General features: G+C 48.7%; 21 protein-coding genes and 1 pseudogene. 18 read left to right on the top strand and 4 right to left on the bottom strand.

Annotation, left to right across the window (positions count from 1 at the left end; genetic code table 11):
* Together PKO01S_RS28690 and PKO01S_RS05645 are read left to right on the top strand one after the other, a co-directional pair.
* Nucleotides 1-493, top strand: a pseudogene (locus PKO01S_RS28690) (hypothetical protein); the annotation flags it as partial.
* A gap of 42 nt (nucleotides 494-535) precedes the next feature.
* On the top strand, nucleotides 536-1396 hold the full coding sequence (locus tag PKO01S_RS05645; protein WP_127530333.1) for a COG4705 family protein: 861 nt from the start codon (nucleotides 536-538) through the stop codon (nucleotides 1394-1396).
* Nucleotides 1397-1544: 148 nt separating this feature from the next.
* Here PKO01S_RS05645 and PKO01S_RS05640 read toward each other — a convergent pair whose 3' ends face one another.
* Entirely contained in the window at nucleotides 1545-2264 is a 720-nt protein-coding gene (locus PKO01S_RS05640) for a M99 family carboxypeptidase catalytic domain-containing protein (protein ID WP_127530332.1), read from the bottom strand.
* A 374-nt stretch (nucleotides 2265-2638) separates the two neighbouring features.
* Here PKO01S_RS05640 and PKO01S_RS05635 point away from each other — a divergent pair, with 374 nt between their 5' ends.
* The 3 genes from PKO01S_RS05635 (at nucleotide 2639) to PKO01S_RS05625 (ending at nucleotide 5162) form a co-directional block, all read left to right on the top strand.
* On the top strand, nucleotides 2639-3367 hold the full coding sequence (locus PKO01S_RS05635; protein WP_164779496.1) for a YheC/YheD family protein: 729 nt from the start codon (nucleotides 2639-2641) through the stop codon (nucleotides 3365-3367).
* A gap of 138 nt (nucleotides 3368-3505) precedes the next feature.
* Nucleotides 3506-4120, top strand: a complete 615-nt coding sequence (locus tag PKO01S_RS05630) for a DedA family protein (RefSeq protein ID WP_127530330.1) — start codon at nucleotides 3506-3508, stop codon at nucleotides 4118-4120.
* A gap of 133 nt (nucleotides 4121-4253) precedes the next feature.
* Nucleotides 4254-5162: an alkaline phosphatase family protein gene (locus PKO01S_RS05625; RefSeq protein WP_246070444.1), complete on the top strand. Its 909-nt coding sequence runs from the start codon at nucleotides 4254-4256 to the stop codon at nucleotides 5160-5162.
* Nucleotides 5163-5725: 563 nt separating this feature from the next.
* On the opposite strand, the gene PKO01S_RS05620 is transcribed toward PKO01S_RS05625, so the two are convergent.
* Nucleotides 5726-7021, bottom strand: coding sequence for a UDP-glucose dehydrogenase family protein (locus PKO01S_RS05620; protein WP_127530329.1), 1296 nt, complete (start codon nucleotides 7019-7021; stop codon nucleotides 5726-5728).
* Nucleotides 7018-8010 (bottom strand): sugar phosphate nucleotidyltransferase, encoded by a 993-nt coding sequence (locus PKO01S_RS05615; RefSeq protein WP_127530328.1) that lies wholly within the window; start codon nucleotides 8008-8010, stop codon nucleotides 7018-7020. The genes PKO01S_RS05620 and PKO01S_RS05615 overlap by 4 nt, the downstream gene beginning before the upstream one ends.
* A 202-nt stretch (nucleotides 8011-8212) precedes the next feature.
* Between PKO01S_RS05615 and PKO01S_RS05610 the strand changes: the two genes are divergently transcribed.
* The 3 genes from PKO01S_RS05610 to PKO01S_RS05600 are packed head-to-tail and all read left to right on the top strand — an operon-like array spanning nucleotide 8213 to nucleotide 10698.
* Nucleotides 8213-9238 (top strand): glycosyltransferase, encoded by a 1026-nt coding sequence (locus PKO01S_RS05610; RefSeq protein WP_164779495.1) that lies wholly within the window; start codon nucleotides 8213-8215, stop codon nucleotides 9236-9238.
* 1 nt (nucleotide 9239) lies between these two features.
* Nucleotides 9240-9929 carry a glycosyltransferase family 2 protein gene (locus tag PKO01S_RS05605; RefSeq protein WP_164779494.1) on the top strand — a complete coding sequence of 230 codons (690 nt, stop codon included), beginning with the start codon at nucleotides 9240-9242 and terminating at the stop codon, nucleotides 9927-9929.
* A gap of 31 nt (nucleotides 9930-9960) precedes the next feature.
* The gene (locus PKO01S_RS05600) at nucleotides 9961-10698 is read left to right on the top strand and encodes a glycosyltransferase family 2 protein (RefSeq protein WP_127530325.1); all 738 of its coding nucleotides are present in this window, start codon (nucleotides 9961-9963) and stop codon (nucleotides 10696-10698) included.
* A gap of 57 nt (nucleotides 10699-10755) precedes the next feature.
* Here the strand turns inward: PKO01S_RS05600 and PKO01S_RS05595 are convergent, their stop codons facing one another.
* Entirely contained in the window at nucleotides 10756-11838 is a 1083-nt protein-coding gene (locus tag PKO01S_RS05595; protein WP_127530324.1) for a glycosyltransferase family 4 protein, read from the bottom strand.
* 337 nt (nucleotides 11839-12175) lie between these two features.
* Here PKO01S_RS05595 and PKO01S_RS05590 point away from each other — a divergent pair, with 337 nt between their 5' ends.
* The 10 genes from PKO01S_RS05590 to PKO01S_RS05545 all read left to right on the top strand — a co-directional run bounded on the left by PKO01S_RS05590 (nucleotide 12176) and on the right by PKO01S_RS05545 (nucleotide 20916).
* Nucleotides 12176-13093 carry a LysR family transcriptional regulator gene (locus PKO01S_RS05590; RefSeq protein WP_307719817.1) on the top strand — a complete coding sequence of 306 codons (918 nt, stop codon included), beginning with the start codon at nucleotides 12176-12178 and terminating at the stop codon, nucleotides 13091-13093.
* Between the two features lie 117 nt (nucleotides 13094-13210).
* Nucleotides 13211-14026, top strand: a complete 816-nt coding sequence (locus PKO01S_RS05585) for a transporter substrate-binding domain-containing protein (protein ID WP_127530323.1) — start codon at nucleotides 13211-13213, stop codon at nucleotides 14024-14026.
* 48 nt (nucleotides 14027-14074) lie between these two features.
* The gene (locus tag PKO01S_RS05580) at nucleotides 14075-14860 is read left to right on the top strand and encodes an amino acid ABC transporter permease (RefSeq protein ID WP_127530322.1); all 786 of its coding nucleotides are present in this window, start codon (nucleotides 14075-14077) and stop codon (nucleotides 14858-14860) included.
* A complete protein-coding gene (locus tag PKO01S_RS05575; RefSeq protein WP_127530321.1) occupies nucleotides 14857-15567 on the top strand; it encodes an amino acid ABC transporter permease in 711 nt (236 codons plus the stop codon). Before PKO01S_RS05580 ends, PKO01S_RS05575 begins: the two co-directional genes overlap by 4 nt.
* Nucleotides 15564-16316, top strand: a complete 753-nt coding sequence (locus tag PKO01S_RS05570; RefSeq protein WP_127530320.1) for an amino acid ABC transporter ATP-binding protein — start codon at nucleotides 15564-15566, stop codon at nucleotides 16314-16316. Before PKO01S_RS05575 ends, PKO01S_RS05570 begins: the two co-directional genes overlap by 4 nt.
* Nucleotides 16317-16335: 19 nt before the next feature.
* A complete protein-coding gene (locus tag PKO01S_RS05565; RefSeq protein ID WP_127530319.1) occupies nucleotides 16336-17346 on the top strand; it encodes an LLM class flavin-dependent oxidoreductase in 1011 nt (336 codons plus the stop codon).
* Between the two features lie 74 nt (nucleotides 17347-17420).
* Entirely contained in the window at nucleotides 17421-18521 is a 1101-nt protein-coding gene (locus PKO01S_RS05560) for an amidohydrolase (RefSeq protein WP_127530343.1), read from the top strand.
* Between the two features lie 42 nt (nucleotides 18522-18563).
* Nucleotides 18564-19043, top strand: coding sequence for a DinB family protein (locus tag PKO01S_RS05555; RefSeq protein ID WP_127530318.1), 480 nt, complete (start codon nucleotides 18564-18566; stop codon nucleotides 19041-19043).
* Nucleotides 19040-19585: a GNAT family N-acetyltransferase gene (locus tag PKO01S_RS05550; protein WP_127530317.1), complete on the top strand. Its 546-nt coding sequence runs from the start codon at nucleotides 19040-19042 to the stop codon at nucleotides 19583-19585. Before PKO01S_RS05555 ends, PKO01S_RS05550 begins: the two co-directional genes overlap by 4 nt.
* Nucleotides 19582-20916: an LLM class flavin-dependent oxidoreductase gene (locus tag PKO01S_RS05545; protein ID WP_127530316.1), complete on the top strand. Its 1335-nt coding sequence runs from the start codon at nucleotides 19582-19584 to the stop codon at nucleotides 20914-20916. Before PKO01S_RS05550 ends, PKO01S_RS05545 begins: the two co-directional genes overlap by 4 nt.
* Nucleotides 20917-21041 lie beyond the last annotated feature (125 nt).

Below are 21041 nucleotides of genomic sequence, written 5' to 3'. Positions count from 1 at the left end.
GATATTGGCAATCATTGTCTTCTTGGCGATCACCAAATATGATTTTATTTCGAAAAAAGAAACTGTCCAATCAAACGATACAATTAATAATTCAAAACTTGTATGGATCCAAATGCTTACAATCATTTGTATTTTCTTAATGGTCGGATTTGGAGGGTATAGATGGTGCAACAAATATATCGTTCCAAAAATTGATTCATCGCAAACGACCTTGAGCGGACAACTAAATGATTTTATTAGCATTGAGACAGACATTCTCGATAATATCAACGGTAACAATCTGAGTACAGCAAAAACGAAGGCAGATGACCTGGAATATGAATGGGATCAGTCTGAACCGAAGCTTAGAAAGATTGATCGTAAAACCTGGACTGAGATTGACGGCACTATTGATGAGGTGCTCGCTGCTGTGCGAACCAAAAGCCCTAACATAAATAAATGTAACTCTGCAATCCAACAATCTGTTGATGTCTTGAATGCTTCAAATCATTAATCATCCAAGTAGAGTAGTTCATTTTGAGGAGGGAACAGATTAATGGATAATACAAAGAAAAATTCTAGTTTAAGTTCTTCGATCAGTAAAATACCACAATTAACACTTTTATTTTGGATTATGAAAATTGCCGCAACGACGCTAGGGGAAACAGGAAGCGATTTAGTGACTGTTCCAGGATCAGAGGATAATTACTTAATCCCTTTCTTGTTTTTTGTCGGGATATTTATCGTTTTTCTAACAATTCAGCTGTTCGTGAAGAAATACGTGCCACCTGTATATTGGGTAGTTATTACATCTACAAGTTTAGCAGGTACAGCATTTTCGGATTTCATGGATCGGTCATTAGGATTGGGTTACATGAAAGGATCTATATTATTGATTAGTTTGCTGGCTGTTATCTTTTTATTTTGGTTTGTTACTGAACCTTCGTTAAATGTTAAAGACATCGCCACCAAAAGGGTAGAGATTCTTTACTGGATTGCTATCTTGGTCTCCAATACGCTGGGCACCGCAGCTGGAGACTTCTTATCTCATAAAAGTGAAGGTATCGGTAAGTTAGCTGGCGGGGGAAACTTCTTGGAGCAAGGATTAGGCCTCACCATTGCGCAAGGTGCCATGCTGACTGGAGGGCTCATTCTGTTGGTTCTACTGGCTTATTGGTTTACGAGAATCAACCGTGTTCTCTTATTCTGGTTAGCATTCGTTTTAACTCGCCCATTCGGAGCCACGTTCGGTGATTATTTAATCAAACCTCATGATAAAGGCGGACTGGGCCTAGAGAATGGTACTCAAATCGCATCTGCTATTCTGTTAGCCGTTCTTATCGTGTGTATTATCATTCAATATGTGGTTCCGACAAAATCAGCAATTGCCAACCAATCCGGCAAGTATGTCACCTGATATACAGTCTAAATTAGATTACTTTTGTAAATAACAGCGAGGAGGCAACTGAATCTTTCAGTTAGCCTCTTTCACTTTATTACTGGTCGGAGGAAAAGAATTTGATCCGTAATCTCCGTTGCGCTCGACACCAAGCCTTGCACAAGACTCAATCCCTGGGCGAGGGCTGAATAATTTCGACCAAATGTTTAATATTTTTATCAATCAAACCCATTTCTTTTAAAAACATTTTCACGATTTCTTCATGGTATTTGATTCGTGTCTTTAGCCGTAGACTCATTGAAGTTTCGATGGTTATCGCTTTACAACCCAATGAGCGTGCCATTGCCAGGCGAAAGGATCGTGGAACTACATTCTGTGCAACCGAAAAATGATGCACTGAATTATCAATCATTTTATTTATTCGGGCGGCTACTTTCTTTGAACTAGTGACTGTAGGAGATTTAGGGATATTTATAATGGTTTGCCCAAGTTTAGATTTATCTTTCTTATAAAATCCGTTTGCTTCATGAAGATCGAGAGTTAGATCAGGCCGGAAGGTTCGGGCTAAATGCAATAATTGATCCGCCAGCTGATGCCGCGGACGTCGATCGGTCTTGTATGGAAACGTCCGATTCAGATCGGGGCAGCCTGGAAAACCGCGACGATTCAACAAGTAAGCCTTCTTGTTAACAATAGGAACTAAAATTAACGTGCCTCTCTTAAGACGAATGTTCTGAAACTTCTGGGCAGCTAATATTCCCGCCTTCTCCCGTCCATGTATACCGGCTGTAATCATACAAACAGGGCCTTTTTGTTCCCCCTTTATTACATAATAAGGTGACTCATACGCACTTCCCTTAGCTAACAGTCGTTTCTGGATACTCATCTCTTCACTCCTTCCGAAATACAGCTAGGTATTATATTCGGTAGTTACACCATTGACTTGGACTAACATCAAGATCATAAAAAATATCTCGGACAAACCAATTTTGAAAACCCAGCAGAAAGATCAGAAATCAATTCGAAATGGCAATTTAAACAAAAGCTGTTAGGCTGATCATGATTCGCTTAACAGCCCTATTACGGGCATGAAAGGACCCTAAAATGACACTGTACAACCCGACACAATGTTAACTCGGCACTCCACTACGTGGACGTAATCGTTGACAATAGTAGTTCACTTGAAGATACAACAGCCAGACAATTTCCTGTCCAACGCAAAAAAATGATGTATGTATAAGGATGGAGATGTCTCGTCATGTGAGCAGCAAATGGATGAAAACCGCTGCGCTATTGAAGGATAAGGTTTTATCGGATTATGTACCCGAAACGGTTCATATGAGCAAAGTATCGCTGAGAACATTATTGAAAAAATATAAAATGGTTTATATAAAGCCTGACGTTGGTTCGTACGGAATAGGCGTTATGCGTGTAGAACGCACAGAGTTGGGGTATCAATACCAAATTCAAGAACGAATATACACCTTTAAGAATTATGATGACATGTACCAGTCCATTCAAAAGAATACAGGCAAGAAAAAACATCTCGTACAGGAAGGTATTCATTTGCTTAAGCATAAGGGAAGAAGATTCGATCTTAGAATTATGACACAATATGCACCTGATTGTCGTTGGGAAACGACAGGCATTATTGGAAGGGTAGCCGCAAAGAATAAAATTGTGACCAACTATCACAGCGGTGGTACAATTGTGACTGCAAATCGATTACTAGCTGGTTACACAAGTGATGTTAAAAATCAATTGAGAGCCCTCTCGATACTGGGAGAGAATGTGGGCAAGGCCATGCAGAAAGCATTCCCAGGAGTCTATGTGGTAGGGCTTGACATTGCGATTGATCAATCACTTCGGCCAAGGATATTAGAAGTGAACACAAGTCCGGATCCGAACATTTTCAAAGAACATCCCAAAAAGTCTGTATTTAAAAAAATTATGCGGTTTGCGGACTTGTATCCGAAATCTAAAACCTGAGCTAATCAGGTTTTTTTGTTTGATGCCACTTAAGAAAATATTAAGAATCTTTTTATAGTCGTTTTAGGAATTCAATCTACATTAGGATTAGTAATTCTCAAGCGATATATCTAGGAGAAAAGGAGTGCTTTTGTTTATATGCATCAGTTGATCGAATGGATTTCTAATGTGGCTATTCAACTTATTAATGCATTAGGTGTCACTGGTATCTTCATCGGAATGATTCTTGAGAGTGCCTGTATTCCGATTCCGAGTGAAGTAATTATGCTTAGTGGCGGAGCTGCTGCTGCTACAGGTTCTATGACATATACCGAAGTTGTTATCGCTGGAATTGCGGGCAACGTAGTTGGATCCGTCATTGCATACTATATCGGTGCACTTGGGGGAAGAACGCTGCTCGAACGATATGGGAAATATATATTATTTAATGCTTCGCATTTCGATCAGTCTGAGCGTTGGTTTGCGCGATATGGTCAGAGTACCGTCTTTTTCGCTAGAAATTTGCCGTTTATTCGAACCTTTATATCATTGCCTGCCGGTATCGCAAAGATGCCTTTCTTAAAATTTGTGTTGTTCTCACTATTAGGATGTATCCCGTGGAATATGGCATTGGGATTTGCCGGTTTCAAACTTGGAGTGAACGCCGACTCAATCGATAAATATATTCATCCGATTAGCTACGCCCTTGCAGGTGTAACATGTTTGTTACTTGTTTACTGGCTATTGCGGAAGAGGAGAGGAAAAGTCAAATGACGTCGAACTAGATGTATCTTCTCTTTCAAAGATTTATTTACTGACTGAGCGTACGTTAAATGTTAATTCCCTGCTCGCAGTTGCAATTGGTATATGGATGAACTAATCGAGAGCCGATCATTTGAGGAGTCGTATGAACAAACTAAAAAATATCATGCTTACATTATTGTTTGTCACATTGTTAACAGGATGTATTAGTACACTTAAGACCTCAAGTTTAGTAGAACCTACATCGGCAAATACAAACGTGGTGGACGTAGATGTAACTGCTGTTAAATCGACTAACTTCCCTAATATACCGGTCAAACACATCGTGATTGTTATTGAAGAGAACCACTCTTACAAGCAAATTGTAAATAGCTTGAATGCTCCGTATATGAATAAGCTGATTCGGCAAGGGGCATTATTTACGAACGCATATGCTATTACTCATCCCTCACAACCAAACTATATTGCTTTATTCTCAGGATCCACACAAGGTGTGAAAGATGACTCCTGTAAGAAGCCATTCCAGTCAGACAATTTGGGGTACGAGTTAATGAAGTCGAAACTGACTTTTATCGGATATTCTGAAGATTTACCTAAAGTAGGTTTTACGGGTTGCTCCTATAAAGGATATGGCCGCAAGCATAATCCTTGGGTCCAATTTACGAATATCCCTGCAAAATTAAACCAACCTTTTAGTGCATTCCCGCAACAGTTCGATAAATTACCTACGGTTTCGTTCGTCATCCCAAATCATCAAGATGATATGCATGATGGAACGGTCAAGGAAGCGGATGATTGGTTGAAGGGTAATTTGAGTACGTATGTTAACTGGGCAATAAAGCATCAGAGTTTACTCATTCTGACATGGGATGAAGATGATTTCTCGAAGAAGAATCGTATACCAATAATTATGGTAGGCTCGATGATTAAGCCTGGTCAGTACAATGAGCGGATCAACCATTACAATGTGTTACGCACAATTGAGGATCTCTACGGTCTGTCTCGTTTAGGGGAGAGTCGTAACGCTGCACCTATTTCAAGTATATGGAAGTGAGATGTTGATCTAGTGAAACTCAAGGGTTAACTTGCATTGAAGCGCTGAGCAGTGGCTGTCCTGTTGGTTGCAGATATGATCCGTGTATCGAGGCGAGAAGGTACTCTGGTTGCGTATTTGCCACTCAAATCGAGGAAAAATATATAGATCTGCTCCGCGTAACCGAGTTAACAGAGCGCCATTTGAACGGATTATTCGCTATATTATCAAGAAGAGGTAGTACCTTGCGCAACAATATCTCATGGGAAAGCCCGGCCAAAGGCCGGGCTTTTCTAATATTGAAGTTTAGTTCACTGTTATTTGTTTTGTGTCTGATGCAATGAAAATATATAGCTGATAGCAATCACGGCGAAGTAGGAGAAAAGACGCCAGATAAATAAAAGTAGTCAAAATGGTATGGGAGAGGAAGTACCTATGCTAGTTATCTTAATGTGGGCCAGATTATATGAATTGCAAGAGAGGGTGACTGCCCTCTCTTTTTTTGTTCGAATTCAATGGATGCTTGGATAAACTGCCGTCGAGGTGAGATCGAGAAACGCTCTTAATCTGAAACTTCAAAATTCTCAATAATCATTGCCGATGCCTTGATAATAAAATCCGATTCCCCGCATCAATCGAGCATCCATCATATTGCGCCCATCAAAAAAATTGAGTTGCTTGAGGTGTCCCTTCAGGTTCTCCCAATCGAGCTGTCCAAACGCAGGCCATTCCGTGCACAAGATGACGGCATCCGCATTGTGTAATGCTTCTTCGACCAAGGAACAAACCGTTACCGCCTGATAGGAAGCGTGCGCCGGCAATGTCGCGACGGGATCAAACAGCCTTACGTTGGCCTGCTCGAGCAGCAGCTCATGGATTATCCGTAGAGCCGGCGCTTCCCGAATATCGTTCGTATCCGGCTTGAACGCGAGCCCCAGTATCGCAATGTTCTTATTCGCAAAGTCCCCCAAGCGCGTCCTGGCCTTGTCGAGTAAATACGTGAATTGAGTGCGGTTCACTTCCATGACTTCTTCCAAGATACGAAGAGGCACTTGTAGTTTTCTTGCGGTCATGACCAGCTCCAAGACATCTTTCGGAAAACAAGAGCCTCCGTATCCCAGACCGGCTTGAAGGAAGCTTGGCCCGATCCGCGGATCCAGTCCCATCCCTGTGGCTACCTCATTGACGTTGACTTCAAATTCGTCGCACAGTCTTGCAAGCTCATTCATATAGGTTATTTTCGTGGCGAGAAAGGCATTGGAGGCATACTTGATCAATTCTGCGGTCCTAGGGGTGGTGATGATACGAGGGCACTGAAACGATTGGTAAAGCGTTAGAAGCTGCTCTGCTGCCTTCGCGTTATCGGTGCCGATTACGATACGGTCCGGCCGCAAGGCGTCTTCCACAGCTTTGCCTTCCCGGAGAAATTCAGGATTCGACGCCACATCGAATAGATGAGGCTGCCGCTGCGCTGCTTCGATCCATGCTTTGACTTGCTCTTGCGTGCCGATGGGGACCGTGCTTTTGGTGACGACGAGCTTATAGCCGTTCATCCAGTGCCCGATATCCTCGGACGCTTGCCTAATATAGCGCAGATCCGCGTTTCCATCCGGTTGCGAAGGCGTTCCGACGCATATAAAAATGACTTCGTGTCCCGCGATGGCAGTCTCTTTGTCTGTCGTAAAGAGTAAACGGCCGCTTGACACATGCTTGGCTATCAAGTCTTCGAGTCCGGGCTCGTGAAAGTGCAGGCGTCCCTGCCTCAGCCGCTCGATTTTACCCGCGTCGACATCCAGTCCGGTGACTTGCCAGCCCGATTCGGCGAATACCATGGCGGTCGTGGCCCCAACGTAGCCGGTACCAATGATTAATATGTTCAAGGCTTGTCTGCTCCATTGCCGGTCTGTACACCGGCGATAATGGAATGATCACCGATGATGACGTTTTTTAATTGAAATGGAAGGTGTTTGGAATGGACCCTGCTCAATATAATGCTGTTCTCGATATGGCAATTTTCTAGCACAGAGCCCTCGCCTACCGACACGTAAGGGCCGATCCGGCAATCCTTCAGCACGCAGTCCTTCTCGATCGATACCGGCTCCACGATCGCACAGTTCTCCAGCTTGACGGAACCATGTATCCGATTCATGGATACGTCCGAGCTGAGCAATTTTCTATTGGCCTCCAGCCACCTGTCTATGGTGCCGACGTCAATGTTCAACTGATCGGTAATGTGATAAGAGACAACCTTCCGTTGATCGTTCAACCGTTGAATCGCATCCGTAATTTCATATTCCCCCCGCTTCGAGGGCTGGATTTCGTCAATCGCAACGAAAATGTCCTTCGTGAACGCATATGCGCCTAGCACCGCTAGATTGGTCTTGGGATTTACCGGCTTCTCTTCGATGCTGACGATGCGCTCGTCTTGAATCTCTACGATGCCGTAATCCTGCGCAACCTTGACTTCGGCAAGTAACAGGGATGCTTGTGCCTCGCCCAACTCGACGTCATCTTTCAACGTGGATAACGAGGCGGAAATCAAATTATCTCCTAGAAGCAGCAGAAACGGTTCGTCCGAAATGTAAGCCTGCGCTTGCTTGACCGCGTGCGCGATTCCTTTCGCCTCGTTCTGATGAATGTACGAGATCGATATGCCCAGCGCTTCTCCTTCTCCGAATTGCCCGCGGATGCTCATTTCTTGGGATGGATGAATGACAATGCCGATCTCATCTATGCCGAGCTCCATTAATTTCACAATCGAAAATTGCAGGAGAGGCGTATTTGCGACAGGTACGAGTGTTTTCGGCCGACTGTGCGTAAACGGATATAACCGGCTTCCTTTCCCCGCACACAGAATCAATCCTTTCAACAGCCTCTCTCCCCTCTTCATATAATGCTATTATTCTATGAAGACGGCTTTCACATGGTATAGGCAATATGCTAAGCGCTGGTCATAATACCGCTAATATTACCACCGAATATAGATCAATGTGCCGTGACCTGCTCAGAAGTCCGCTCATATCCTACAAAGAATGCCTATGGACAATAAGGACCAAGGAGCTGAGGGACATTTGAGAATTGCTCAAATCTCGACGAATACGATTCCAGTCCCGCCGAGGGATTATGGGGGCACGCAGCGCACCGTTCATTACTTGACGGAAGAATTGGTCAAACGGGGACATGAGGTATTCCTGTTCGCCAAGAAGGGCTCGACCTCGAACGCGACCAAGACGTTTGAATACGAATCCGACGATCCGAGAAAACAGCTGGACTTCATTATTAAACACCTCCCGCCGGATATAGATATTATTCACGATCACTATGGTATCGTTGCGAAAGCGAATCCGCCAATTCCGACCATTTGCCAATCCCATTCCAAATCGATTAAGGGCCGCGTTCAGATCCCGGTTTACGTCAGCAAATTCATTCTGCGCAAATATGGGAAACGAAGAGGCTATGCGGTGCACAATGGTGTCCGAATGTCCGATTACACGTTCAGGACCGCCAAACAGAGCTACATGCTCTTCCTAGGGAGAGTGATCAAGGAGAAGGGGGTACACCTGGCCATCAAGGTCGCTAAAGAAACGGGTAAAAAGCTTATCATTGCCGGGCCGCTGAATGACAAGAGCTATTACAACGCTAGAATTAAGCCGCATCTGGGTCGAAACATCCGTTACGTCGGCTCTGTCGGCGGTAAACGTAAACGCGAGTTGCTCGCCAACGCCAGCTGCGTCCTGTTCACCTCGACTTGGGATGAACCCTTCGGGTTTGTCCTCGTCGAATCGATGGCGAGCGGCACGCCCGTGCTCGGCTTCAAGAAAGGCGGCGTCGCCGAAGTACTTCGGGGCATGCCGCAGCTGTTGTGCCGAACGACCTCCGGTATGGCGGCGAAGATCAAGAACCGCCAGCAGCTGCCCACAGCGCGAAGACTCCGGCGTTATGCCAGAACCCGCTATTCCGACATCGTCATGACGGACTCCTTCTTGAAGCTGTACCGCAAGGTTCTAAACAACAACTTGTACAAAATCCCAAAAAACACATTATGGAACCGGCGCAAAGCCAAGCTTAAAACGACATCAGATGGAGGTGGCCGCTAAGATGATCACCGTGATCGCCTGTACAATGAGATCCTCCTTCATCAATAATGTATTCGACAATTACGACCGGCAGCTCTATAAGGATAAACAAATGATCATCATCCTGAACAACGACAACATGGACATCGAGGCTTATAGACAACGAGCAAGTCAATACCCGGGCAACGAAGTCCGTGTATTCAAGCTTCCCCAGAATTATAAGCTCGGTAAATGTCTGAACTACGCCATCAACTTAGCCAAGAACGGCATCATCGCCAAGTTTGACGACGACGACTATTACGGCCCTAAGTTTCTGAGGGAAGCTGCCCGTGCAATCAAAAGCGGCAAAGCGCCTATCGTCGGCAAACATACCGCCTTCCTCTACTTCAAAGCGAAGCAGGCTTTGATGGTGTTCCGCAGCGGCGGTGAATGGAAATATCTCCGCGGCATCAAGGGAGGCACGCTGGTATTCCGGAAATCGGTCTGGAAACGTATCCCGTTCCCTGAGAATAGAGAGGTTGGTACCGATTCTAGCTGGCTGCATCGTTGTAACCGCAGAGGTATCCGCATCTATTCCGTGTCCAAGCGGCATTATGTCTGCATCCGACGAACAGACTACAATAGCCATACCCAGAAGACATCGACGCGCCGCTACATGTCGCATTGCAAGCTTGTTCGCAAGACGAAGTATTACAGTCGTTATGTAAACTAGTCTTGACCCATTTCTCTAGGAGGCCAAAATGATGTCTGCGAATGCTCACGCAGGCGTAACGATTGTTACCTCAACGATTCGAAAGAAGCTTATGCTCAATCTGTTCGACAATTACGACCGCCAGGAATGGCCCGTCAAAGAGCTCATCGTGGTGATCAATGACAACAGCATCGCCATGGGTCCCTATAAGGAGCTAGCACGGAAATATGACAACGTCCGTATCTTTCGCGTGAATGAGCGTAACAATCTTGGCGCATGCATGAATTATGCGGTTGCCCGCGCCAGTTATGGCTATATTGCCAAATTCGATGACGATGACTACTATTCACCCCATTATCTAAATGAATCCATGCGGTTGTTTCTCAGGAAGAAAGCAGATGTCGTCGGCAAAAGATCGTGTTATTTCTTCTTCCCTCACCGTTCCTTGCTGCTGCTTCGCAAAACGACCGTGAAGCCTAACAGTCGGTGCAGAAGAATTGCCGGCGCTACAATCATGTTTCGCAAGAAAGTATTCAAGAAAGTTGCCTTCTCGACCAAGGTAGTTGCGGGGGCCGATGTGCGATTTGTTCAAGGATGCCTGAAACGAGGCTTCAAAGTATTCACGGCTTCTTCCTATAATTTCGCCGCATATCGCCGCCCGAATCGACAATCGCATACGTGGCAGATATCAGAGCAGCGGCTGCTCGCTTCTAAGGGAGCCTCCATTATTCGAACGAACAATTTCAAACCGTACGTAGACCGGACGCTCGACCGTCTGCCTTTTAGATAAAGCTTGAGGGAAACAAAAGGGTTGAGCAGAAGCGGTACCTGCTCAACCCTTTCCTTTTTATTGTTCGTAAATCTTCATCAGCCTTGCAGCTGTTCGCTTCCAACTAAATCGATTGATTGCATCCTTCCGGGCTTGAATCGATAAACGGTCATATAACTTAGGATCATTAGCTAACTTCACCATATAGTCGGCAAAAGAATTCGGATTCCGGTAGTTTTTCACGATAAACCCATTACGCTTATGCTTTACAATCTCCGGAACGCCGCCATTATTAGATGCGATAACAGGCAAACCACAAGCCATCGCTTCGACATTGACAAGTCCGAATGCTTCATGCTCCTGTGAAGGGCAAATGAAACCGTCTCCTGAACGGTAGAATGCAGGCATTTGCTTGCGGGACAAGTTCCCTTTGAAAGTAACGGGTATTTTTAGCTGCCTTGCCGTTTTTGTTAAATAGGCTTTATAGGCTGGTTTCGAAGCTCCGCCGGCAATAGAAAGTTGAATCGATGCATTTGATCTAAGGGCTATTTTAAATGCTTTTAATAAGAGGGGGACTCCTTTTCTTGGGATTAATCGACCAGCAAACAGGAAACGGAACTTACCCGACCTTTTAGTCATTCGCGGACGAAATTTAGATAAGTCTACACCCAGATGTACATATTTGATCTTGTTAGAATAGGCGGGGAAACGGTTTGCCAATGCTTGCTGCAGAGACCTGCTATTACCGATGATAAGATTCGTTTCTTTTAAATCGATTCTTGCTTTGCTGGTTGTTGTCCTAGGAAGGGAGACGAAGGTCATGGAGTGCATAAATACAGATATAGGTGTATTTCGAAATGCGTTTCTAACTACGGGTACAAAGCTTGGTCGGTTATCGATCTGAATATAATCAAACGTGCGGTTCTTCACCTTGTGAATCGCATTCTTCAAGTAAACCTTTTTCGTAGCGCCTGACACTCGAAGGATCGTCATATTCCCTATGGTCGACTTGCGAGGCAAACCTTTGCTCCATCGGCTAACGATTGTGATTTGATGCTGATTAGAGGCGTTCTTTGAGATTTGATAGATACAATTCTCCACTGATCCCCCCTTGAAGGGCGGAACAGGAATCTGTTCTGGCGCAATGATTAATAATCTCATTGGATGTGCTCTCCTTGACTGATATGTTGTATAAATTATTCAGTGCTAGTTCATATGTTGTTAGGCATCAACACTCAGGACTGGCGACAGAGCTCAATATGGTGATAATAGATATGCAAGACGTATTGACAATTTTTGTATACAGATGGTAACCTAAAACAAATACAAGTAAGTTAATCGGAATAGTTTAGTATTGGTAAAGAACTGAATATGAAGATGCGAGTATTTCCCTCTTTCGCGTCTACCGGATCACCGGAGACTTCCTTTTCATTGGCTATGACAGCGGAGGTCTCTTTTCTTTTATTCAGAACCATGAACCATTCGAAACGAACCGGAGGTGTGCGCCATTAATATCGAGAACATCGAGGCATTCGTATTCATTGTCCATTACGGCAGTTACAACAAAGCGGCAGACATCCTGTTCTTATCCCAGCCGTCCGTAAGCGCCCGAATCCAGTCTCTGGAACGCGAGCTGAACTGCAAGCTGTTCGACCGCATCGGCAAACAAATTCAAATAACGGAAGAAGGCAAAAGATTCTTGCCGTATGCACAGCAAATATTGATGACTTTCCAGAAGGGCAAGCTTCACATTAATCAGAAAAAATCGCTGCCGGAAGAACTGAGACTTGGTTGTACCGTCTCGGTCTCGAACTACACCATTCCGGATGTACTGTCCAGGCTGAAACAGCGCTTTCCGAACACCCACTTCAAACTCGTGACAGGAACGACGGACGATATTCTCAGCAGGGTCGTCGCCAAGGAGGTGGATATCGGATTCGTACGCAACGTCAGCCATCCGAATTTGCAATCCACCAAATTTTACGAGGACCCCATCCGGTTGTACGTTTACGAAGGCCATCCATTCTTAGACATGGATAAGGTAACGATTGAGCAAATAGCCGCTGCGCCGCTCGTATTCTTCGAATGCGGGGCACTCGACTGGCTTCGGGTGCATCGGATGTTCGGCGGTCTTGATCATCCTCCGAATATCCAGTTCCTTACCGATAATTCGGAGACAGCCAAGAAGCTGGTCATCCGGAAAGCGGGAATCAGCTTCTTGCCCAGCCTCAGCGCTCAAGAGGAAATTAAAAGCGGAAAGCTTGTGGCGATTCCAATGCAAGAGACAGAAGCGATTACGCTGCAGACGAATATCGTATCTTGCCATGGGAAACATGCGCCGTTCATGGAAGCGATCATGAGCATCGGCAAAGAGCTGTACGGCGAAAAAAACGATATTGAATTGTTATATCAATAAATAGAACTTCTCTATTATCCATCCGGGAATCATGATGCTACAGTTAGATTAGCTCATAATTCACACTTAACAAGTAGGTATTGTGAGAATAAAAACAAAATACATGGAGGTCTTACAATGAAAAAGATTACGGTCGTTGCATTAACGCTTGCCCTCACGCTAATTGCTTCCGCATGCGGAAGCAAAAGCGATAAACCCGCCAGCGGATCGGCGGACGGCGAAACCGTTAAGAAAGTTATCGTCGGTTCGGAAGGCAACTTCGCGCAAGTCGCTTTTCTTGACGACAAAGGCAAGATGACCGGCTTCGACATCGAGCTTCTTCGCGAGATCGACAAGAGACTGAAGCAATATGAGTTCGAGTTCCAGCCGCTGGAATTCTCCAACATTTTGCTAAGCTTGGAAACCAAGAAGATCGACATTGCCGCTAATCTCTTTGAGAAAAATCCGGAACGAGCCGAAAAGTTCGACTTTAACCAAGAGCCGTACGCTTATTGGCGGAACAAGATCATCATAGCGTCGGACAACACGGAATCGATCCAGTCGCTGGACGACCTGAAAGGGAAAAAGGTACTTATCGGACCGACCAGTGCACAAGCCCAACTGCTCGAGAACTATAACAAAGAACATGATAATGCGATCAAGATTGTCTATCAGCAGAACGACGCGAACGACGAAGTGCAACAAATTTCATCGGGGCGTGTGGATGCTACGATCGGAGCCGATTTCCTGCTCAAGATCAAAGATCCGCAAGGCAAGCTGAAGACGGTTGGGGAACCGCTGAACGAAGGCAACATTCAGTACGTATTCCGCAAGAACGATCCAGAGTCCAAAAAGCTGTCCGATGCGATCGATGCTACGATCAAAGAACTGAAAGCGGACGGTACACTCAAAAAAATTAGCGAGCAATGGCTCGGTCAAGATTTCTCGAAATAAGCGGACGCAAGCGGCATGCGAGTCTGGCTGGAGGAGTGAGCACGAAAGATGGGTCAACACGGATTTGAGATTGCCTACGTATTCGAATATTTTTACAGATTGCTTCCGGCCTTGAAGGTGACGCTTCTCATCGTCGGAAGCTCCATAGGCATCGGAACGATAGTTGGGCTTCTCGTCGCGCTTCCCCAGCTATACCGCATTCCGGTTCTGAGAAGACTGTCACAGCTGTACGTGTCGTTTTTTCGAGGCACGCCAATCCTGATTCAGCTGTTCTTGTTCTATTACGGCGTCCCGGAGGTTCTGAAGCTCTTTTACGTCGACTTGACGAGAACGCCTGCGTTATTTTTCGTCATCCTCACGTATTCCCTGCATAGCGGAGCGTACATCGCTGAAGTGATCCGGGGAGCGGTATCGGCTGTAGACCGCGGGCAAGTGGAGGCCGCATACGCCGTAGGGATGAACGGGTTCCAGGCATTCAGCCGGATTGTCCTGCCGCAAGCGCTGTCCATCTCCATTCCGGTATACGGCAATGTCGTCATCGGCAATTTGAAGGACACATCGCTTGCCTTCACGCTCGGGATCTTGGATATTACGGGGAAAGCACAGTCGATGGGCACGCTGTCGCAGAGGTTCATCGAAGTTTATATTTCGCTCGCTGCTCTTTATTTCATCATCAGCTTTGCGCTGCAGAAGCTGTTCGAACGGCTCGAGAGGAGACTGCTGCGCCATGAACCGGCAGCTGCAGGGCTGACGAAGGAGCCTTTGGTCAAACGATCGTTTCTCCGCAGAGAAGCGGCAAGCTCGAAGTGGCGAAGAAAGGAGGCGCAGTTATGAAGCTGGATATTACGTTTATATGGACCGCGCTGCTCCAATTGCTGACGGCGATTCCGACTACGCTGGCCATAACTGCGGTATCCGTCCTATGCGGCCTTGCCATCGGCACGGCTGTCGCACTTATTCGGATAAACAAAGTGCCTGTGCTGAATGCCGCCGCGGTCGCATACGTCACCTTCATTCGCGGAACGCCTATGCTGACTCATCTGCTTCTGGTTTATTTTGGGCTTCCATTCGTTATTGACGCCATCTGTACAGAGTTCGGTTGGCCGTTCCGTTCGGTATCGATTCCGATGATCGGATTCGCGTACATCGCGTTTTCGATTACATCGGGCGCCTATTTGTCCGAGGTTGTCCGCGCTGGACTTCTCGCGGTCGACAAGGGCCAGATCGAAGCGGCCTATTCGGTCGGGATGACGACTTCGCAAGCGGTACGCCGTATCGTATTCCCGCAGGCGTTCGCGATATTGCTGCCCAATCTTTCCAATAGCACGATCAGTATGCTGCACGGCTCTACACTCGTGTTCACCGTTTCGGTCGTTGACATTAACGCCAAATCGCAGATCATTGCGTCTTCCAACTGGAAGTTTTTCGAAGCGTACATCGCTGCCGCCGTTCTCTATTGGGGGTTGACGTTCCTCATCGAGCGGGTGACCGCCATGGCGGAGAAGCGATTCCAACTGTATACCCGGGGAGGCGTGTCATGATCCAGCTGTCGCAAATTAAAAAATCGTACGGACGTCAACAGGTGCTGCACGGCATCGATCTAACCGTCGGGAAAGGCGATGTCGTCGCTATTCTGGGTCCGAGCGGTTCGGGCAAGACGACTTTGCTTCGCTGCATCAACTATTTGGAACGGCCAAGCGAGGGGGACATCACGATCGACGGCTTCACCGTCCATTGCAAGCGTCTGACCAAATCAGATATCCATCAACTGCGCCTTAAGTCGGCGATGGTGTTCCAGCAATACAATCTATTCCGGCATAAAACAGCGCTCGAGAACGTCATGGAGGGACTCGTCGTCGTACATAAGCTGCCGAAGGAACAAGCGCGGCTTCGAGCTGTGGAGATGCTCGAGAAGGTGGGACTAGGCGATAAGCTGGATGCCTATCCGAGCCAATTGTCCGGGGGACAGCAGCAGCGTGTAGGAATTGCTCGGGCGCTCGCGCTCAGTCCGAAAGTGATCCTGCTCGACGAACCGACTTCCTCGCTCGATCCTGAGCTAGTAGGAGAAGTACTCTCCGTCATTCGCAAGATCGCGAAGGAAGGGATAACGATGATCATCGTTACCCATGAGATGAGCTTTGCCCAAGACGTGGCGAGTCATGTCGTCTTCATGGATAACGGAACGATTGTAGAGCAGGGGAAGCCAAGAGAAATTTTCCAATCTCCGAAGGAGGAGAGAACGAAGCAATTTCTGAAGAGATTCGCGCCGGAAAGTGCGTATTCCATCTAATCGCGAGGAGTAGATATCGATGGCTGTTAAGCTTGGTATATTGGATCAAAGCATCGTATTCCCAGGGCAGACGGCTGCGGAGGCGCTGCACAACACAGTCAAGTTAGCCCAACTGGCGGAATCGCTTGGTTACGAGCGGTTCTGGGTGTCAGAGCATCATGATTCGGATCGTCTGGCGGGATCGTCTCCCGAAGTCCTTATTGCTTATTTGCTTGCCCGCACCGACACCATTCGGATCGGCTCTGGCGGCGTCATGCTGCAGCATTACCAGCCCTATAAGGTGGCGGAGAATTTCAACGTCCTTGCCGCGCTGGCCCCGGGCAGAGTCGAACTGGGCATCGGACGCGCGCCGGGAGGATTGCCGAGGTCGACGAAAGCTCTGCAGGCGGCGGAAACGGGAAAGCTTGAACACAAGCTGACCGAGCTGCAGCAATTTCTTTATGAACCGGCAGGTGAAGAGCATCCGCTCGCCGGCCTGCAGGCGAGTCCATTGCCTAGTCATCCAGCCAGCGTTTTTATACTGGGTACGAGTGTGGCCAGCGCAGAGCTTGCGGCCGAGAGAGGGCTCCCTTACGTATTCGCTTTATTTATCAACAACGATCCTGACGCCGCAAGGCAAGCATTCGATACGTATCGCCGAAGCTTCAACCGAAGCGCGGGTACGAATCCGACAGCGATTCTTGCTCTATCCGTCGTCGCGGCGGATACGGAAGAAGAGGCGGCGGCTATCGCCAGCGATCTCTTAAGCGTTCGCGTGACGCTCGCAAGCGGCAAAACCGTTAACGTGAGCACGCTGGAACAAGCGGAAGAATTCGCAAGACAAGCAGGAGAGTCTTATACCGCCGAAGTGCGTGAAGCCGATGTGACGAAAGGGACGAAGGAGACGGCCCGCAGCCGGATTCTGGAGCTTGGCGAAGCGTATGGCGTCGAGGAATTTGTGTTCACGACGGTGATCGAGGATTACGAGAAGCGCGCACGCTCCTTGGCTCTGCTGAAGGAAGCATTTGAGGAACATGCGGTCTCGAACTGAGCGGCGGCAAGCCTTGAGGAGGAAAAGCGGTGAGCATCTTGAAGATTGAGCCGTTCGGGGAACGATTGATCGCCATGAGAAGGCACCTGCATGCCAATCCGGAATTATCCCATGAAGAATTCGAAACAACGGCAACCATTCGAAGATGGTTGTCCGAAGCGAACATTCGCATCGCGGACTTTCCGCTGCGAACGGGTGTCGTCGCGGAAGTTGGCGGAAGCCTCGGAGGTCCGGTCATCGCAATCCGCGCCGATATTGACGCGCTACCTGTGCAGGAAGAGACAGGTCTGCCGTTCGCCTCCTTGAATAAGGGCAAGATGCATGCCTGCGGGCATGACTTTCATACGGCTGCCGCCATGGGTGCCGCATTGCTGCTCAAGAAGAAGGAGAGCGAATTGCCGGGAACGGTTCGGTTCCTGTTCCAGCCCGCGGAGGAGAAGGCGAAAGGCGCGCAGCAAGTAATTGCAAGCGGCGCACTTAAAGGGGTAAAGGCCATATTCGGCCTGCACAACAAGCCGGATCTGCCGGTCGGCACCATCGGCATCAAGGGCGGACCGATCATGGCTGCCGCCGACGGCTTCGTCATTGAAGTGCATGGCCGGGGGAGCCATGCGGCCATCCCCGAAGCCGGGCTCGATCCGATTATCGTATCCGCTCATATCGTCACCGCGCTGCAGTCTATCGTCAGCCGCAACGTCGGCGCGCTCGACAGCGCTGTAATAAGTGTGACCCGGATACAGAGCGGGACTGCCTGGAACGTCATACCCGACAAAGCCGTGCTTGACGGCACATTGCGCACGTTCGATCCGCGTGTACGGAAGCGAGTGCGCGAGAGGTTCGAACAAATTGTCGCGGGCATAGCCGGCGCATTCGAAACAAGCGCCGAGGTGTCCTGGATTGAAGGGCCTCCGGCCGTACGCAATGACGCAGGCTGGGCGGAGCGCGCTTCGAGAACGGCCGAGAAGCTTGGCTTGCGCGTGGTCCCGCCAGCTCCTTCGCTGGCGGGAGAGGATTTTGCTTTCTATCTAAAGGAAACGCCGGGCTTGTTCCTCTTCATCGGGACGGACGGACCGCATGAATGGCATCACCCCGCATTCGATGTGGATGAGCGTGCGTTGGAGCATAGCGCTTCTTATCTGGCCGCGCTTGCCGTTGACGCTCTGCAGCAATTGTAAGATTCGGATAGCACGAATGAAGAAAGAGGTGAACGAGATACGATGAGCCAATTGGCGATTGATGTCCGTACGTATTTGCGCACGCATGAACAATTACAACAAGCCATCGAAGGGTTGACGGACGAAGGGTTGAGATGGAAGGCTGCTCCGAATTCGTGGAGCGTGACGGAGGTGCTTGCCCATCTGACCGATCATAATCTGATCGTATCGTTCCGGATTCGGGAAATTTTAGCCCGTTCCGAAGTGAGGCTGCCTGCGTTCAACCAAGATGCTTGGGTGGCCGGACAGAAAGCGAACGAGGAGCATGCCGCCGACATCCTTGCGGCGTTCAAATCGCTGCTCGAGTACAACAGCTTGTTGTTTCAGCGGCTCGAGCCGGAGGATTGGGAGAAGACGGGAACGAATGCCAAAGGCGAGACGGTCACGTTATCGGCTGTTGTCCGCGGCTTTATCGCCCATCTGGAGCATCACTTACTGCAAATCGCCAGAATACGGAGCCTCGAAAGCGGGGGAGCGAGATGACGATCGGGCAGGTTGTCATACGGGACGCGGAACATTCGGATACCGATGCGGTAAGAGCGGTGCTGGAGGATGCTTATGCAGAATATGAACAGCTGATGTCTAAGGAACGGTGGGAAGCTTATAAGGTCAGTATCGCCAATTCCTTGACCGATCCCAATGTGAAAGTTCGGTTGGTAGCCGAGGAAGGGGGCGTTATTCTCGGGAGCGTGTATCTGTACGATACATCGGATGCTGCATACGGCTTGCCGGAATTGAACATTCATGGACCGATTATGCGGCTGCTCGCCGTTACGCGCAGAGCAAGGGGCAGAGGCATCGCAGCGGCGTTGGCTGCGGAGAGCATTGAACGGTCTCGGGCATGGGGGGCTAGCCATCTTCATCTCCACACGAGCGATATGATGCAATCCGCCGTGCGGCTGTATGAACGCCTCGGCTTCGAACGCACCGAAGAGAAGGACATCGTGAAGGGGGACTCCTCGATCGTAAAGAGTTACCGCCTCCAGCTGCTGAAAGCGGAACGTTCGATAGGAGGGAACAGATGAGCAGACGGAAATCGATTAAATTAGGCGCCTTAATTCACGGCGTGGGAGGGAATGTGACGGCCTGGCGCCATCCGGATGTCCCCGCTGACGCGAGCGTGAGCTTTCCTTTCTACAAAGAGCAGGCTCTGACCGCGGAAGCCGGGAAGTTCGATCTCGTCTTCATCGCTGACGGTTTATATATTAACGAGAAATCAATCCCTCACTTTCTGAACCGATTCGAGCCGCTAACCATCTTATCCGCTCTGGCTGGCGTCACGTCCAAGATCGGGCTGGTCGGCACGTTATCAAGCTCTTATAGCGAGCCTTTCACCGTTGCCAGACAATTCGCGTCCCTTGATCACATAAGCGGCGGGAGGGCCGGGTGGAATATTGTCACTTCCCCGCTCGAAGGATCCGCGAGAAACTACGGTAAAGCCGAGCATCCGTCTCACGGCGAGCGCTATCAAATCGCGGAGGAGCACCTAGAGGTCGTCCGCGGGTTATGGGATTCCTGGGAGGACGATGCGTTCGTCCGCAACAAGGAGACGGGCGTTTTCTTCCAACCAGAGAAAATGCACCGGTTGAATCACCACGGCCGTTATTTCTCGGTCGAGGGGCCGCTTAATATTGCCCGGTCGAGGCAAGGCCAGCCGGTCGTCTTCCAGGCGGGCTCCTCCGAAAGCGGCATTACGCTTGCGGCGGCAAGCGCGGATGCTGTATTTACAAGTCACGAGGATATCGAGGAAGCCAAACGGTTCTACAGGGAAGTCAAAAGCCGCGCTGTTGCTGCTGGCCGTTCGGCCGAAGATATCGCCATTCTTCCCGGCATCGGGCCGATCATCGGGCGCACGCAAGAAGAAGCGGACCGGAAGTTCGAGGAGCTCGCCGGCCTTGTAAGCATCGAGCTTGCCCTGCAAGTGCTAGGGCGCTTCTTCGATCACCACGATTTCTCCCGTTATCGTCTGGATGAGCCGTTCCCGGAGCTGGGCGACATCGGGAGCAACAGCTTCCGCAGCAGCACGGACCGGATTAAGAGAACGGCTAAGGAGCAGCATCTGACGCTGCGGCAGGTCGCCTTGCAGGCAGCGTCCCCGAAATCGCCGTTCGTCGGTACCCCCGAGAAGATTGCTGATTTAATCCAGCAATGGCACGAAGAAGAAGCGGCTGACGGCTTTATCGTAAGCTCCCCCATCCCTACTTCGCTGCGGGATTTCGTGGAGCAGGTCGTGCCGATCTTGCAGGAACGCGGCATTTTCCGAACGGAATACGAATCGGATACGCTGCGGGGACACTTGGAGCTCCGGATTCCGGAGAACCGGTACGCTGCCTGTTCGGTTGAACAGAATAGTTGACATGCGCCCTTCGGATGGCCGCTGTCCGTTAGATGGCCGGAAGGCCGGGAGCGGCCAGCGGCCATTGCCATCGAATGGACCGAATTTGAATTAGATTTCTTCTATTTGCAAATAGATTTCTTCTA

The organism is Paenibacillus kobensis NBRC 15729 (assembly GCF_004000825.1).
In the GTDB taxonomy this organism is placed as follows: domain Bacteria; phylum Bacillota; class Bacilli; order Paenibacillales; family Paenibacillaceae; genus Paenibacillus_T; species Paenibacillus_T kobensis.
The sequence above is the reverse complement of the archived record's forward strand: the minus strand, read 5'-3'. Positions and strand labels throughout refer to the sequence as shown.